The 14,557-nt window shown below is 34.7% G+C and carries 13 protein-coding genes and 4 pseudogenes; 11 read left to right on the plus strand and 6 right to left on the minus strand.

The genetic code is table 11. From position 1 onward, the window contains the following. Positions 1-258: 258 nt before the first annotated feature. Positions 259-765 carry a DUF3231 family protein gene (locus tag J2X07_RS00005; RefSeq protein ID WP_310255352.1) on the minus strand — a complete coding sequence of 169 codons (507 nt, stop codon included), beginning with the start codon at positions 763-765 and terminating at the stop codon, positions 259-261. 243 nt (positions 766-1,008) lie between these two features. Here J2X07_RS00005 and J2X07_RS00010 point away from each other — a divergent pair, with 243 nt between their 5' ends. The 3 genes from J2X07_RS00010 to J2X07_RS19930 all read left to right on the plus strand — a co-directional run bounded on the left by J2X07_RS00010 (position 1,009) and on the right by J2X07_RS19930 (position 1,871). After that, a complete protein-coding gene (locus tag J2X07_RS00010) occupies positions 1,009-1,239 on the plus strand; it encodes a WGxxGxxG family protein (RefSeq protein WP_310255354.1) in 231 nt (76 codons plus the stop codon). A 29-nt stretch (positions 1,240-1,268) separates the two neighbouring features. Then, on the plus strand, positions 1,269-1,622 hold the full coding sequence (locus J2X07_RS19925) for a manganese catalase family protein (RefSeq protein ID WP_396193546.1): 354 nt from the start codon (positions 1,269-1,271) through the stop codon (positions 1,620-1,622). Positions 1,623-1,718: 96 nt separating this feature from the next. Next, complete coding sequence (locus J2X07_RS19930) at positions 1,719-1,871, plus strand: hypothetical protein (RefSeq protein WP_396193547.1); 153 nt, start codon at positions 1,719-1,721, stop codon at positions 1,869-1,871. A 43-nt stretch (positions 1,872-1,914) separates the two neighbouring features. Here J2X07_RS19930 and J2X07_RS00020 read toward each other — a convergent pair whose 3' ends face one another. Together J2X07_RS00020 and J2X07_RS00025 are read right to left on the minus strand one after the other, a co-directional pair. Further along, positions 1,915-2,592, minus strand: a complete 678-nt coding sequence (locus J2X07_RS00020) for a DUF1796 family putative cysteine peptidase (protein WP_310255355.1) — start codon at positions 2,590-2,592, stop codon at positions 1,915-1,917. 558 nt (positions 2,593-3,150) lie between these two features. Further along, positions 3,151-4,404, minus strand: a complete 1,254-nt coding sequence (locus J2X07_RS00025; protein WP_396193548.1) for a DNA polymerase thumb domain-containing protein — start codon at positions 4,402-4,404, stop codon at positions 3,151-3,153. 288 nt (positions 4,405-4,692) lie between these two features. On the opposite strand from J2X07_RS00025, the gene J2X07_RS00030 reads away from it, so the two are divergent. From J2X07_RS00030 to J2X07_RS00040, 3 genes are read left to right on the plus strand one after another with little or no spacing between them, the layout of a single operon-like run. Then, positions 4,693-6,060, plus strand: coding sequence for a hypothetical protein (locus tag J2X07_RS00030; RefSeq protein WP_310255358.1), 1,368 nt, complete (start codon positions 4,693-4,695; stop codon positions 6,058-6,060). Positions 6,061-6,081: 21 nt separating this feature from the next. After that, complete coding sequence (locus tag J2X07_RS00035; protein WP_310255359.1) at positions 6,082-6,438, plus strand: hypothetical protein; 357 nt, start codon at positions 6,082-6,084, stop codon at positions 6,436-6,438. 21 nt (positions 6,439-6,459) lie between these two features. Beyond that, on the plus strand, positions 6,460-6,840 hold the full coding sequence (locus tag J2X07_RS00040) for a hypothetical protein (RefSeq protein ID WP_310255361.1): 381 nt from the start codon (positions 6,460-6,462) through the stop codon (positions 6,838-6,840). 105 nt (positions 6,841-6,945) lie between these two features. Here J2X07_RS00040 and J2X07_RS00045 read toward each other — a convergent pair whose 3' ends face one another. Continuing rightward, complete coding sequence (locus J2X07_RS00045) at positions 6,946-8,703, minus strand: ATP-dependent nuclease (RefSeq protein WP_310255362.1); 1,758 nt, start codon at positions 8,701-8,703, stop codon at positions 6,946-6,948. 95 nt (positions 8,704-8,798) lie between these two features. Between J2X07_RS00045 and J2X07_RS00050 the strand changes: the two are divergent. After that, positions 8,799-9,434, plus strand: a pseudogene (locus tag J2X07_RS00050) (SpoVR family protein); the annotation flags it as partial. Positions 9,435-9,582: 148 nt separating this feature from the next. Here the strand turns inward: J2X07_RS00050 and J2X07_RS00055 are convergent. After that, on the minus strand, positions 9,583-9,969 hold the full coding sequence (locus J2X07_RS00055; RefSeq protein ID WP_310255363.1) for a VOC family protein: 387 nt from the start codon (positions 9,967-9,969) through the stop codon (positions 9,583-9,585). 53 nt (positions 9,970-10,022) lie between these two features. Further along, positions 10,023-10,881 (minus strand): annotated as a pseudogene (locus tag J2X07_RS00060) (helix-turn-helix domain-containing protein). Between the two features lie 212 nt (positions 10,882-11,093). Between J2X07_RS00060 and J2X07_RS00065 the strand changes: the two are divergent. The 4 genes and pseudogenes from J2X07_RS00065 to J2X07_RS00080 form a co-directional block, all read left to right on the plus strand. Further along, positions 11,094-11,726: pseudogene (locus J2X07_RS00065) on the plus strand (SpoVR family protein); the annotation flags it as partial. A gap of 187 nt (positions 11,727-11,913) precedes the next feature. Then, the gene (locus J2X07_RS00070) at positions 11,914-12,861 is read left to right on the plus strand and encodes a nucleoside hydrolase (protein WP_310255365.1); all 948 of its coding nucleotides are present in this window, start codon (positions 11,914-11,916) and stop codon (positions 12,859-12,861) included. Between the two features lie 187 nt (positions 12,862-13,048). Continuing rightward, positions 13,049-13,681 (plus strand): annotated as a pseudogene (locus J2X07_RS00075) (SpoVR family protein); the annotation flags it as partial. Between the two features lie 177 nt (positions 13,682-13,858). Beyond that, positions 13,859-14,413, plus strand: coding sequence for a hypothetical protein (locus tag J2X07_RS00080; protein ID WP_310255368.1), 555 nt, complete (start codon positions 13,859-13,861; stop codon positions 14,411-14,413). The last annotated feature ends 144 nt before the right edge of the window (positions 14,414-14,557 follow it).

Below are 14,557 nucleotides of genomic sequence, written 5' to 3' on the forward strand. Positions count from 1 at the left end.
TACGTTCTACCCCGACTACCGCTATAATAAGACCAAATAAAAAAAGGTCAACCAGAAATTCTGGCTAACCTTATATTACGATCGGGTGCTTTAATTGAATCAGACTATAAGAAAACGACCAGACAATAATCTGGTCGTTTTTAATGCTATTTACATATCCAATTATAGTGCTATTTCACCTGCTAAAAGGCTTGCGAATTACAATTTTCTCCTCCAAAAGAGAACCCGTTAACCTTTTGGTGGTCCCTTTTAAATGTATCATTCGCTAGCTTTAACTTGTAATGGAGGCGGAATCAGCCATCCCTTTTCTTTATTAAGTTTTAGCATTTTAGCACCGAATTGTGCTTTTGCTAAATGGAACTGACCATACATCATCGCAACATCTTCTCGTATAGACTGACCGATTAATTGACTGCATACTATTAGTCCAGCAGCCACATCTTTAGAAACCGAAGCACTAATTTCTGGATCGCTATATTTTGCTCCAACAGGAATATCCTCTAATTTAGCAACAGGACGGTCTGGTGGTGCAGGGGGTAAGCCGATCCCATTCGTTTTAAGAAGTTCTTCGATTTGTTTATTTTCATTTTTCAAGCCCTGAATGGCTTCTTCAATAAGCTTTTTTAAATCCTGATCACCCGTGTGATTTATATAAACTTGATACCCTGCAATTAATCCATTATTCGTTAAAAGGTTAGTCCATGTTCCAAATATCTCACCGTAATGCATTGGTTCATCTTGTGGTTTTCCACTTAAAATTCCCATAACTACACTCCTTATCATCTTTTGAAAATTCATGATTTACTCCTTTAAAAAGGATATAGAACACAGGGAATATTATTAGGTATTCAAATTGAATTTATTCTTTACGAAAAAATTTGTTCAAATAAGCCTATATAGAAAGGAAGTCACTCTGTTGGACTATATCACCATGATAATTAAGTATAAAAAAATGTAATAAAGAGAGAATAAAAAGTGAAATATGAAAAAAATAAAAGGAGAATTACAATGAAACGAAAACAATTAGCTTTTATTACAGTAATCATCCTATCAATAGGACTTTTGTTCGGTGGGAATAATGTTTCAGCAAATAATAATGACAATTATAATAATACAAACATGACAAGAAATGTTGCAGCAACAAATGATGACGATAACGATATGGATTGGGGATGGATCGGTTTAATAGGTCTGGCTGGATTATTAGGTTTAAGAAGAAGAGATGATCGAAAAGACTAATCCAAACTTAAAAATACCCATTTTAACCAATGGGTATTTTTATTGAACAATATGAGGCTGTAAAACACACAAATCCTCATCATTTTATTATGGGGGCACAAAGTTCACTACCAGCTGATGCAGGCGGTAACCCATGGGATAGATCATGGGTTTACAATCATGGGAATTTAATAACTGATTTGCTTAATAACGTTATCCTCGAATCAACAGGTGTACTTCACAAAAGTCGAATTTATGAGATGAGCAGTAACAAAACCTTTCGTGAAATCTTGGGTTTCTTAATTGTCCGTGATAACTTACACCAAAATGCATTTTTACAAAAGCTCTCGAAACACTTGGCGTTGAATGGGGCAAACTTTTCCCTGTGCCTAACTATGATATAAACAAATACCCAGAATGTATGAAGTATGTTGACATGGGCTTTCATAACGTTCAATTTAACTTCCGTCTAGATCCAACAAAGATAGGGGAAATCTTCAGTGGTCAATCCCCAAGCAGAAATGGCGGACGAATTAAGTGTAGTTGAACCACCAAAAGGATTCCCAGTACCCAATCTTCCAGAAATGCCTAACGAGCACAGTCCAGGATTAGGTGATATGAATGTAGGTTGGTCTTCCAAATTCATTATTTAACAGATCCTTTTATATAGTCAGTAGATTTTTCCGTACTGTTCAATTATTCTTTTATTGAAATCCCTCGTAACAGATAATCCCAAGCTGTATTATCTGTTATGGGGTTAGTGTTATAAGGCACTTGAACAGCACAAACATTTTTCAATCCCCATTCAATATCTGTAATTCGATTAACACCATTAGTAGGAATGATAATTAGTATCTTAAATTCACCTTTTACAACGTCAGATAAAATTGTTTCTAATTGAGTTGCTTCCATTCTTACCCGAACTACATCAGATAAATTTGACCATCTAATAAACAAAATAGATGGACTAATGTTTAACCAGTAATATAATCTTTCTATCCTTTTATTTAGTTTTTGTTTATAGATTGGATAAACTGTTTGCCAGTCCTGTTCAATTGGAAAATCATGAACGGATATAACATTAAATTCGTTATCTTTTATAAATTGCGAGTGAGACCCTGCATTATTTCCGTCTTCATCCAACACAAATCCAGGTTTATAATTTTCAACTTTCGTCATATTGCTTCGTTCCATATAGCCGTTAAATCTGGTTTTTATAAGTCTATTAATACCAGGTAAGGAATGAGAGCATACCCAATCAAAAGGTAATGAGGTTTTTCTTAAATCATGCCTTCTGAGATGTAAGGCTGGACCACATTCACTTCCGAGACTGATAATAATGTTATATGGTTTTTGAATGTCTATTAATTTCATATATTCCTCCTTCTATCCAGCAAAATTAACCATCCTCTCTGTTGAAGATATCTAGATTTCTATAAATAAAGGACACAACTATAAGGGTTGTGCCTAAACGTCTTATACAGATAGAATTTTCGATTAATCGCTAGCAGCAATACCAGAAAAACTCTCTGGTCCAACAGCTTTTCTCCAGAGACTTTTTACGATGGGCTATAATCGGCTACCGCACATCAACACGCCTATCAGCAAAAAGAGTCTGGATCTGAAAAATCAAATGAAAATAGAGAGGATGTTTCAGTACAACACGGTATTACGGTACATGGTTCAATGGGGCAAGAGCATATTGTTACTGGAACTGTAGGCAGACATATTGTTGCTGGAACTTTAGGGGAGGGTTTTTTATGTTTAGGCATTGATATCACCTCCTTTTTTTATAGCTTGTACTATCAATATATTCAGTCAATTTAATAATGTTCATAGTAGAGATAATAGAGACACTTTGGTTAGCTATGCAACTAAGGGGTATGAAAGTTCAAGTAGAAATCAAAAAGAGCTTGGCGATTGCCAAGCTCTTTATCCTTTATGACCACCGATTAATTTACTTCTATGGAGAGCTGTACCTGCATTGGTGTACGATACGGCTCTTAATAAAGAAGCAGAACCATGCTTTCTTCTTATCTCATCCATCGCATACCCTAGACGACTCCGTTTTGGATACTCCAAATCAAACAATGATAACTGTAATTCGGTATCATCCACAATATTTGAGAGCCGAACATCGATACTTCTCACCACGTCACCATTATAAAATTTATCGAACAGTTCAAGGCAAACCTTATAGATATCCATCGTAATATTGGTCGGTTGATCCATGGTTTTCGCACGGTTGAACCCACCACCGAAGGATTCTTTGGAGTAGCCTATCCCTAAACTAATCGTTCTGCCCGCTTTATGTGAAGACCTCGTTCGCCTGGCCACTTCTTCGCAGATTTCTAAGATCACATGCTTTACTTCTTCTTTGTCGGGGTAATCCCTTAATAGAATCTGGCTTTTTCCAAAACTGATTTGGCCCAGCATAATCGGAGCACCAAGATCGCTATGATCGATGCCATGTGCGTGATAATATAGCTGGTTTCCCATGATACCAAACTTCTTTTCTAATAACTCTAAAGGATAGTGGGCAAGGTCACCCACTTTAACAATTCCCATTCGGTTTAACGTTTTTTGAGTCCTTGAACCGATTCCCCACATTTCAGACAATGGGGTAACGGGCCATAATTTATGAGGAACTGATTCATAGGTCCATTCCGCGATGCCTTCTGTTGTTTTTTTAGCATCGAGATCCAAACATAGTTTGCTGAGCAGCATGTTCTCACCAATTCCGATCGCTACGGTAAGACCGAGTTCTTCAAATATTTCTTTCTTTATTCTTCTTGCGATCGCCCATTTGTCGCCAAAAATACGTTCAACAGGATTTACCCGTATGAACGACTCATCAACCGAATAAATGTGAATATCTTCATTAGCTGCATAACGATGGAGTATTTTTGTTACTTCCATAGACATTTCAAGGTAATATCTCATTTCTGCATTTACAATGTGTATCTCTTTTTTCTTTGGAATTTCAAACAAACGACTTCCTGTTTTGATACGATATTTTTTTTTCATAAGGGGGGTTGAGGCTAAAACGACGCTACCCTGGCGATCGGTAGCTCCTACAACAGCTAAGTAGGTGGTTAACGGATCTAAACCTCTTTTTATACAGGAACACGAAGCATAAAAGCTCTTTAAATCAATGCACAAGATACTTTCTCTTTTTAAATCCATTTTCATTACCCTCCCGAACGTACGTTTTCTTTATTATATGCGAATATACGTTCGTGAAATACTGGTAAATTTAAGGTTAAATTTTTTAGGACTAAATAGATTCTTTTTAATGGTTAATGGAAGGAATATCCATTGGAGGTGTATAGCTTATTGTTTATATCTAGTTGTTTACCTTCAATCTCTTACTATTTCAATTGAATATTTTTGTAAGAATAGAAGGATTTGTGTAGTTCTTTGTAGAAACTCTATTTCTGATAAAAAAGATAAATGAACTGGAGTAATTTATTAATGGCTATTATACGTCCACGTCTAAATGACTTTTATAACATCACAATGACACAAGAAAATGTGGATTTTGCGATTCCTTTTTTAGATGAAGATATTCCTTTATATCTTGACCCATTTTTGCTTTGGAAATCTCCATCTTTACAAGACAATGCTTTACATACATCTTTAATCAATTCCTTCAATAATTTAGGGTTTCTTTTGAAAAAGGACAGAGATAACGAAGCTAAAGAGATTTTGATTAGAGCTTCAGAATGTATGGAAGTTGGTTTAGGGGTTTCAAAGACGAAAAGGGGTCTAAGAATAGGCGAAAAAACTGCAAATAATATTTTAAGTCTTTATAAAGATATACCCCAAATAAAAGATAGTGGATTTACCCATTTTGAAACGATCCAATTATTTGTTGATGGTATTGCAAGTGATAGGGTAAGTGATATTGCATGTAATTTCTTAAAATCATTTTTAATTGACTTTACTATTGAGCAATCTGAAAAATATACTATCCCACTTTTCAAAACAAAACTTAACGACATTTATGATTATAGGAGTAACAAATTTGGAGAAGAAGAAGTATACTTGCCACAAAATCCAGAAACCAAAGAGCCTATATTATTAATTCCAAAGAGATGGCTCAGATTTATTCCTTGGATAAATTATGAAGATTATTTTAAAGATTACTTTAATAAGGATATTGAAAAGGATACTGAAAAATCACGAGTAAAGATTTTAAGTTACAACAGAAAGAATTATGATACTGTACTTAATTACATAAAAAATAAAGAATTAACTCATGAAAGCTGTAAAAATGATCCACTGTTTAAACCGATTCCTGTACTTTCAGCAAAAAGGAAATTCTCTACAATAATTAAGTTACCTTCAGGTAAAACCAATAATGCAGATAAAAAATACGAAGATCATATGTGTCAGTTACTATCTTCACTCTTGTATCCACAATTAGACTTTGCTGCTGAACAAAGTCGTACAGATACGGGGGTATTGATAAGAGACTTGATATTTTACAATAACCGCTCCATCGAATTTCTAGGAGACATTCATAAAAATTATGGGTCTACCCAAATAGTTTTTGAATTAAAGAATGTAGCTAAAGTTGAACGTGATCATGTTAATCAATTAAATAGATATTTAAATAATCAATTTGGGGGATTCGGTATTATAGTAACAAGGAACCCAATTCCTAAATCAGTTTTTAAAAATACAATTGATCTTTGGGCTGGACAGAGAAAGTGCATTATTGCTCTTACTGACGAGGATATTTCATTAATGGTCTCTATATTTGAAAGTAAACAAAGACACCCAATTGAAGTAATCAAAAAGAAATATATAGAATTTACAAGAGCTTGTCCTTCATAGGTCGTAAAGGAGATATTAAAAGTGGATATTGAAAAGTTTGAAAAAACAGAAACACAGTTAAGTGGTTTTTTTGAAGAAGTCAGTACATTATCTAAAAAGAAACCTGATGATGCGATTAATAAATTTAAGTTGAAGTTTATAAACATGGTTATCGAAGATGCAAATAATCTTTTAGTTAGTGATTATAAACCGTTTCAAGAGTTTAATAAATTTGATGAGGATGACATCCCTTCAAATAGTGATGTCGTATTTATTCTGTCACAGTATTTAAATTGCTTGGAAATTCTTAGAAGAGATAATATTGGCCAAATGAGTGGAAGTTGGTATTGGAGAGTCAATGGTGAATTAACCAATAAGAGAACAAAGCGTCCTTTATAGATAATATTAGGAGGTGCAAATATGAAAAAACAAAACTTAATCTCAAAATTACCAACAAAGGAACAAGCAGATAATTATGATTTGTTGTATCCAATGTTAGAATCAGCTTTGCAAGAGGTCAGAGAATTTTCAAAAAAGAAACAAGATGGAGTATTAAATCCACTTAAGGTAAAATTACTGAATCGTTTATTAACAGAAATAAAAAATGATGTATTAACATTTGATTCTTCAAATGATTACTTGGATTTGTTAGATGATGAGACACTTCCTCAAAATAGTGATGCAGTTTTAATTTTAGGACAATACGAAGCTGCTATGAAACAATTTAAAGCAAAATATTACGGATATAATAGTGGCCGAGGAGAGTGGATTTGGAATACTGGTAGTTCTGTTAAAAGGTAAATATTTTCTAAGCATTGAAGCAAAAAATACTTGTTCAAATTGATTTCTTCCTTATTATGAAAAAATGACAATGGCCCAAAGATTCAAATGGCCATTGTCATTTTGTTATTCCTCTACAATTTCAAATGAATCTTTAATAACATTTCTCCATAATTCAGGTATACTACTCCAGTCTGTCCACTCTAAAGTCTTTTGATATACCTTCAGTGGCTTATCAGAACTTGGTGATTCATAACCTAAACAGTTTTCTAAACACTCTTCTAACAATGAAATCCTGGTGTCGTCTCCAACCGCTTCGGCAATAAATGGATTAAAACGCTCAGCACCAACTGTCCCTTGATCGCGATCGTGAATTACATGATAGGGTATATTTAACGCGTTAAGATATTTAATTAGAGCAATGATTGAGGCTTTTCCTCTTGCTTTTATTATTTGTGTTTTAGAAAGTATTTCTCTTCTAAGGTCAGGAGGTAGTAAAGAAAGGGTTTGTTTTATTGCGATGACTTCAGAATCTCCTTCTACAACAATACACTTCTCGGTAAAGAATATCCTTGATAATTCATCATCGAACGTTTTTATCATCTTTAATAATTCTCTTTCCTGTTGTAACATATTGGCGGTTGCTTCTGATAACCCATAATTTGTAGCGAAAGTATAAGAATCTTCATTAAGCTCCATTTTAGTTAGCGATTGCCAGTTTTTTGATAAGTCAATCATCCATGGAGAGTGCGTGGTGCATATAATTTGGTCGGACTCGCCAAGAGAATAAATAGTATCTCTTAAAAGGTTTGCAGCCGCTGGATGTAAATAAATTTCTGGTTCTTCAAATGCAACTAAAAGCGGACGAGCAGTAGTTCCACTTTCTAAAACTAAATGGGAGTGATACCTTAAAATTGAGAAAATACCAGTCCTCACCAACCCCGTACCTTGTCTGTCTGCATTTGTATCAACATTAGAATACATGGATACATTGTACTGAGGTTTAAGTACACTTGTTAAATTCCTCAGTGATGGATCAATCTTTATACCACAATTTGGGAACACTTCACCAATGACTTGATTTACCTCATGACACAAATTAAAAATCATTGAGCCTTCCTGATTAGGAGCCATCTCTTGTTGAAGTTGTGCTAAACTTTCTTCAATTCCAGCAGCCAATGAACTTTGACTAATTAAGTCATCAAATAAAATTCCTAAACATTCAGCCAGAAGAGTGTTTCCATCCCCTTTTCCAATATCATTTACATTTGTATAAGCTGGTATATGTATTAAACGGGGTAATTTCGAAATAACTATACTTGGTAAACCTCCAGGATTTGGTATCTCCCTTGGTGGGGAATCATAATTAATTACAAAAGCTCCATCAATATTTAGGTGCCATCTATCTGGAAGTCTGTTTCCTTGGAATTTTCCAACTAATGATTTTAGTCCTTGTTCATCTAGATTAAGTTTTTCGATTAATTCAGGAGCAGTATTTATGTGTGCGAAATCTTCTGTGATTTCATAATCATGTTCAAATGTTGTAATTGTTGGTTTAAGATTAGTGATTCTATATGTTTTCTTATAAATGAATTCTCCATTTATTACACGCCCTCTAAAACCTGTACTAGTTTGGATCTCAGTAGGAATATCTTTGAAATAACCTATTATCTCAATATTATCTGCTCTTTCATCTTGATTAATCAATCGGAAGTCATCGGCTGTTACTTTATCATTTCCTAAAGTTAACAACGCGTCGATGGCACGGATTACGCTTGTTTTTCCAATATTGTTTGCACCAATTAGAAATGATGTTGAATCAAATACTATATCCGCTTCTTCGATTCGTCGAAAGTTTTTTATGATTATTCTTCCTAACCTCATTTAAATACCTCCTTTTTTAGTTATAATGTATATCGGGTTCCTTTAATGATTTTGAATTTTTTACCAAAAAAAAAAAAAATAAACCGCCTTAGTGGAACGAAGGCTGGGCTAGCTATTGGCACGCCAAAATCCTGCAAGAAATGGATCTGACCTCTCATGAAACAATTGAGTTCGCCAAATTAAATGCAGGAGTTGTCCAACCATCGAAGACATCGATCAACCCTTATTATTTAGGGCTACAAATCTTCAAAGACATCGAAGAACGCTACAACAACCCTGACGAAGAGCTGATCAGACAAGGGGTTAAGCCAGGTTCTGGTCGTGAAAAAATGTTCGAAGTTCGTGAACTGGAATCCGACATGTCGTTTATCCGAAACTATCTAACTAAAGATCTCGCTCAGCGAGAAGATATGTACCTATTCCAAAAGCAGGGGAAGGAATACAAGATTGTCGATAAGCAATGGGAAGAAGTCCGTGATCAGCTGGTTAGTATGAGGGTGAACGGAGGATTCCCATACATCACGGTAAATGATGGGGACTATATGAAAAATGGGGAACTCTACCTCAATCATAGTTATGAAGATATGGAACTCGACGTGAAGTACCTGGAGAAAGTGCTGCCGCACGTTCATCATTTGTGGGGACGTCCCGTACACATGGAAACGATGATCGAGCAAAAGCCTGTGCTCTTCACATTTGACGGGAAGACCGTGCATCGAAAGTACCTCTAAAATAAAACATGTGTTTAAAAGTAATAGGAAAAAGCACGCTGATGCGTGCTTTTTGTTGTCTTTGTTATTCAACGGGCAGGTTAATTGAAGAAGAATTTATGTTTGGCTAGTGGCATATTAAAAAGGAGACCAAAATAAATCATTCTGACTAATTCAGTGTTTCACTCATTAAAGCATGGGTATTGCCTTCTGTGTCTTTAAAAAATGTCATCCATGTCTCAGTTTGGTTTAGTTTAGCCACAATATGTGGTTTATCGATAAAGGAAACACCATTACTCTGCAAACTTTTATAAGAATCATTTATGTCTTTGACTTGAAAGTAAATGACTGAGCTTGGATGATCAAACTCCTCTTTTTCAGGAAGTGTTAGAAGAAGACGGATACCGTTACAATCAAAGAATGCCATGTTTTCGGTCTTAAATAAAAGAGATAGACCTAATAAATCTTTATAAAATTCTACTGCTCTCCCAATATCATTTACTGGTACACCAATCTGACTAATCGTCTGAATTAAGTTCGTCTTTGTTGTTTCCATTGATAATCTCTCCTTTTGTTTTACTTCCTCTTCATTGTAAAGGAACCTATTATTTAATTCTTATCTAAAATCACTTTTTTCCTATATTGGACAGGAGAAATGCCAATATGTTGTTTAAACATTTTGCTGAAGGAGACTGGATTAGTAAATCCTAATTCAAATGTTATATAGGTTATACTTAATTCTAAGTGTTTTAGGAGTTGTTTAGCCTTTAAAATTCTAAATTCAGAAATGTGTTGAAAAGGTGTTTTCCCAAATACTGCTGAGTAATTTCTTAGTAGATGATTAGGTGATAAGCAAGCAACCTTAGATATCTTCTAATGTTATTTGATTATTGTAGTAAGCCCTTATATAATCATGTGCTACGCTAATCCTCCTGTATAATTCCTGACGAGTAGCCTTTCGAACTGTATGTAAAGTTTCCACTTCGTTCAAGACATTAATTTGTTAAAACAAAATGATTTCCATTATCTTATAAAATTGTTCTTCATACCAAAGAGGTTCGCTTTTAAATAGCATTAGATTCCCCTTGAAAGTATTTATTTGTTGAAGTAGTCGTTGATCCATTTGGTATGTTTTTTCAAAAAATCCAATAGACTCGATATCTTTGAAGGGATCGGAAAGAAGATTATTAGTTGATTTTTGTAACGAACTTAAAATTTCCTCTGCTAATCCATCCTTAAAAAAAACACAAAAAGATTCTACTTCGTTATCGTCATCAATTTCTATTGTGTAGTGACCTTTATTAAGAAGCAGATATCTGTTATCTTCTATTGTGAAAAATCCATTATTTGTTTTATAAAAAGCATTGCCGTTTGTAAAAGTCTTTATGGAGAGTTGGCCACTGCCCTCCCAATAAAATTGATTACTTTTTTCATGAAGCACATAATTTTCTAATTTCTTATTCCTCATGGCATCGTCTCCAAAGAATTACTTATTTATCTGATAATTACATTATACATAATGATCTACACTATGCTCTTCAACAAAGATGCGTTATCTTAAAATACTGCTGCCATGTAAGGTCAATAGAGCTGTTTAAGCAGTTTATCGAAAGGTGTTAATTGAAGAAGACATTTACATGAGGTAAATTAAATGGTCCTACCTGAAATTCTTAGGGGAAGGAAGGCTGGGCTAGCTATTGGCACGCCAAGATCCTGCAAGAAATGGATTTAACCTCTCATGAGACGATCGAGTTCGCCAAATTAAACGCAGGTGTTGTTCAGCCATCAAAGACGTCAATCAACCCGTATTACTTAGGACTTCAAATTTTCAAAGACATCGAAGAACGCTACAACAACCCAGATGAAGAGCTGATCAGGCAAGGCGTAAAACCAGGATCAGGACGAGAGAAAATGTTCGAGGTCCGTGAGCTGGAGTCCGACATGTCGTTCATTAGAAACTATTTAACTAAAGATCTAGCACAAAGGGAAGACATGTACCTGTTCCAAAAGCAAGGCAAGGAATACAAGATTGTCGACAAACAGTGGGAAGAGGTCCGTGATCAGCTTGTCAGCATGCGGGTGAACGGCGGTTTTCCATACATTACGGTAAATGACGGGGACTACATGAAAAATGGGGAGCTATTCCTCAATCATAGCTATGAAGATATGGAACTCGATGTGAAGTATTTAGAAAAGGTTCTTCCTCACATCCATCATCTTTGGGGTCGTCCTGTTCACATGGAGACGAAGATCGAGCAAAAGCCTGTTTTGTTTACGTTTGATGGGAAGACGGTTCATCGAAAGTACCTATAAAATTAAACAAGTGTTTAAAAATAAAAAGGAAAGCACGCAGTCGGCGTGCTTTTTGTTATTTTATTGGTCTAACAAGTTCGTATTAAATATAGCTGAGTTATATATTCTGATATCACATTGTTTTCTCAATGCTGTTCATTTAATTATAACTTGTGTCATATACATTTTCAGATAAGGAGGAATGTGTATGCCCAAAAAGGTTCTTCTTTTTACAGATTTGGGAATAGATGATGCTTTTGCTCTTATTTATGCTTTTTTTCGTAAAGACGTGCAAATATTGGGGATAGTTGCTGACTATGGGAATGTATCGAGAACTAATGCCATTAGGAATATTAATTATATTAAGTACATTACGGGACAAGAAAGAATTCCTGTATTTCTCGGTGCATCTGTCCCTTTAACTGGTATTTCGGTTCAGTTTTTTCCTGAAGTACATGGAGAAGCGGGATTAGGACCAATCATTCCTCCAGATATTCCTTACCCAATATTCGCTATTAATGATATTTATCAGATAATAGATGAAAATATTGACGACCTCACTATCATCAACCTTGGAAGATTATCTTCATTAGCAACTACATTTATTCTTAATTTAGAAAAGATGAAAAAAGTAAAGGAGTATATTTGCATGGGAGGAGCGTTCTTCTATCCAGGGAATGTAACGGCAGTAGCAGAAGCTAATTTTTACTCAGATCCATATGCAGCAAATCTAGTCTTGCTACATGCTAGAAATCTGACTATTATTCCATTAAACATTACACAAAATGCACTTGTTACTCCCGAAATGGTTCAAACTATTGATAGATTCCATCAGAATACTCAGGATCCTGCAGGACTCATGATTAAACCCATGTTGGACTATTATTATAATTTTTACTCTAAATCAAATCCAGGTATAACAGGAAGTCCAATGCATGATTTTATGACGATATGGTTCTTGTTGTATCCAGAATTTGTGAACGTTTCGAGAGTGCCGATAAAAGTTATACCCGATAGAGGTGAAGGTTTTGGTCAAAGTATTGCCGACTTCCGCTTTACAACAAACCCAGAGTATAGTACACATAGTGTAGCTTTTTCTTTTAATTATGAAGCGTTTAAAAAAAGTATTATGGATACCCTCTTAACTAAGAGGTAAGGGTTATTTCCGATCAAAGCATAACTTATTCATAAAACAAATTTTATATTTCAACCAACTGGTGGGTTAGTTGAAGAAAGTGGAGCTAATAATAGCTCCTTTTTTATTGAACTATCGGATGCGTTAGTTTAAAAAGCCCTTCCCAGAAGGCAATTTAAATGATTCAATCTGAGATCCTTAGGAGAAGGAAGGCTGGGCTAGCTATTGGCACGCCAAAATCCTGCAAGAAATGGACTTAACCTCTCATGAGACAATCGAGTTCGCGAAACTGAACGCTGGGGTAGTTCAGCCTTCGAAAACATCAATCAATCCATATTACTTAGGGTTACAGATATTTAAAGACATTGAAGAACGCTACAATAACCCAGATGAAGAGCTGATTAGGCAAGGCGTTAAACCAGGATCAGGACGTGAAAAAATGTTCGAGGTCCGTGAACTCGAATCTGATATGTCGTTCATTCGAAACTATCTAACAAAAGATCTAGCACAACGAGAAGACATGTATCTGTTCCAAAAGCAGGGCAAAGAATATAAGATCGTCGATAAACAGTGGGAGGAAGTCCGAGATCAGCTCGTTAGTATGCGTGTAAATGGCGGATTCCCTTACATCACGGTAAATGACGGGGACTATATGAAAAATGGGGAGCTTTACTTGGTTCATAGCTATGAAGATATGGAACTCGATGTAAAGTATCTGGAGAAGGTATTACCACACATCCATCACCTCTGGGGTAGACCTGTTCACATGGAGACGAAGATCGAGCAAAAGCCAGTTTTGTTCACGTTTGATGGGAAGACAGTACATCGGAAGTATCTTTAAAATTTTAACAAGTGTTTAATATCATAAGAAAAAGCACGCTGCTGGCGTGCTTTTTGTTGTCCTTTTATTGACTTTAAAAAATGGATAAAGAAGGGGTTTTGTAGATAATGAGTGAATTTAAAAGTATTACGATAAAGTTGACTTGAAAAAGATACTCTGAAAATGAGGTATGAGTAAATGGTCTTTAGTCGGTTTTGGAAATTATTTTGTTTTACTTTAATTCTCATTTTTATGACCGCTTGTAGTTCTGCAAATATGGAAGATGTTATGAAGGAAGTAGAGTCTACGGATTTGTCTGATGAAAGTATTGATGATATTAAAGTAGGTATGTCAATCAATGAGAAAACACTTAGAATGAAACACGGAAATTTTGAGGAGCACCCAGATAACGAACAATATGCAACACAAAGGAATTATGACCAATATTGGAATAAAGATATTATTTTAAGTGTGGATAGAGAAACAAAGGAAGTTTTACAAGTAGGAGTTGTAGAAACCAATGATACATCTTCAAGTTCATTGGGAATAAAAATAGGGTCGCCTATTGAGAAAGTTATAAAAACATACGGAGAAAATTATTTTACTTATGAAGATAAAGAGCAAGCCATTAATATAATAGGGTATGTTGACCATCAAAAAAATTTAGAAATATCTTTTATACACTTTGATGATAAAGTTACAGGGATTAATATTGGTTATGCTTTTGACAGAATGAAGTGGAAAAAGAAGTAGATTAATTAAAACTTATTAAAGTAAACATTGTGTTTGTTTTAGAAGGAATATAATTCAAATTGGTATAATATTCAATATAAATTGTAACGTCTAAATATTAATAAGAAGAGAATTTCTATGGAACTAACGAAGTAAAAGCTTTTA

The organism is Fictibacillus barbaricus (assembly GCF_031457135.1).
In the GTDB taxonomy this organism is placed as follows: Bacteria; Bacillota; Bacilli; order Bacillales; family Fictibacillaceae; genus Fictibacillus; species Fictibacillus barbaricus_A.

What these genes read in the sequence shown, in the direction of transcription:
- J2X07_RS19925 (WP_396193546.1), top strand. Translation starts at nt 1,269, where the DNA reads ATGGGTATTTTTATTGAACAATATGAGGCTGTAAAACACACAAATCCT.
- J2X07_RS00070 (WP_310255365.1), top strand. Translation starts at nt 11,914, where the DNA reads ATGCCCAAAAAGGTTCTTCTTTTTACAGATTTGGGAATAGATGATGCT.
- J2X07_RS00010 (WP_310255354.1), top strand. Translation starts at nt 1,009, where the DNA reads ATGAAACGAAAACAATTAGCTTTTATTACAGTAATCATCCTATCAATA.
- J2X07_RS00040 (WP_310255361.1), top strand. Translation starts at nt 6,460, where the DNA reads ATGAAAAAACAAAACTTAATCTCAAAATTACCAACAAAGGAACAAGCA.
- J2X07_RS00030 (WP_310255358.1), top strand. Translation starts at nt 4,693, where the DNA reads ATGGCTATTATACGTCCACGTCTAAATGACTTTTATAACATCACAATG.
- J2X07_RS00020 (WP_310255355.1), bottom strand. Translation starts at nt 2,592, where the DNA reads ATGAAATTAATAGACATTCAAAAACCATATAACATTATTATCAGTCTC.
- J2X07_RS00025 (WP_396193548.1), bottom strand. Translation starts at nt 4,404, where the DNA reads ATGGATTTAAAAAGAGAAAGTATCTTGTGCATTGATTTAAAGAGCTTT.
- J2X07_RS00045 (WP_310255362.1), bottom strand. Translation starts at nt 8,703, where the DNA reads ATGAGGTTAGGAAGAATAATCATAAAAAACTTTCGACGAATCGAAGAA.
- J2X07_RS00055 (WP_310255363.1), bottom strand. Translation starts at nt 9,969, where the DNA reads ATGGAAACAACAAAGACGAACTTAATTCAGACGATTAGTCAGATTGGT.
- J2X07_RS00080 (WP_310255368.1), top strand. Translation starts at nt 13,859, where the DNA reads ATGGTCTTTAGTCGGTTTTGGAAATTATTTTGTTTTACTTTAATTCTC.
- J2X07_RS00005 (WP_310255352.1), bottom strand. Translation starts at nt 765, where the DNA reads ATGGGAATTTTAAGTGGAAAACCACAAGATGAACCAATGCATTACGGT.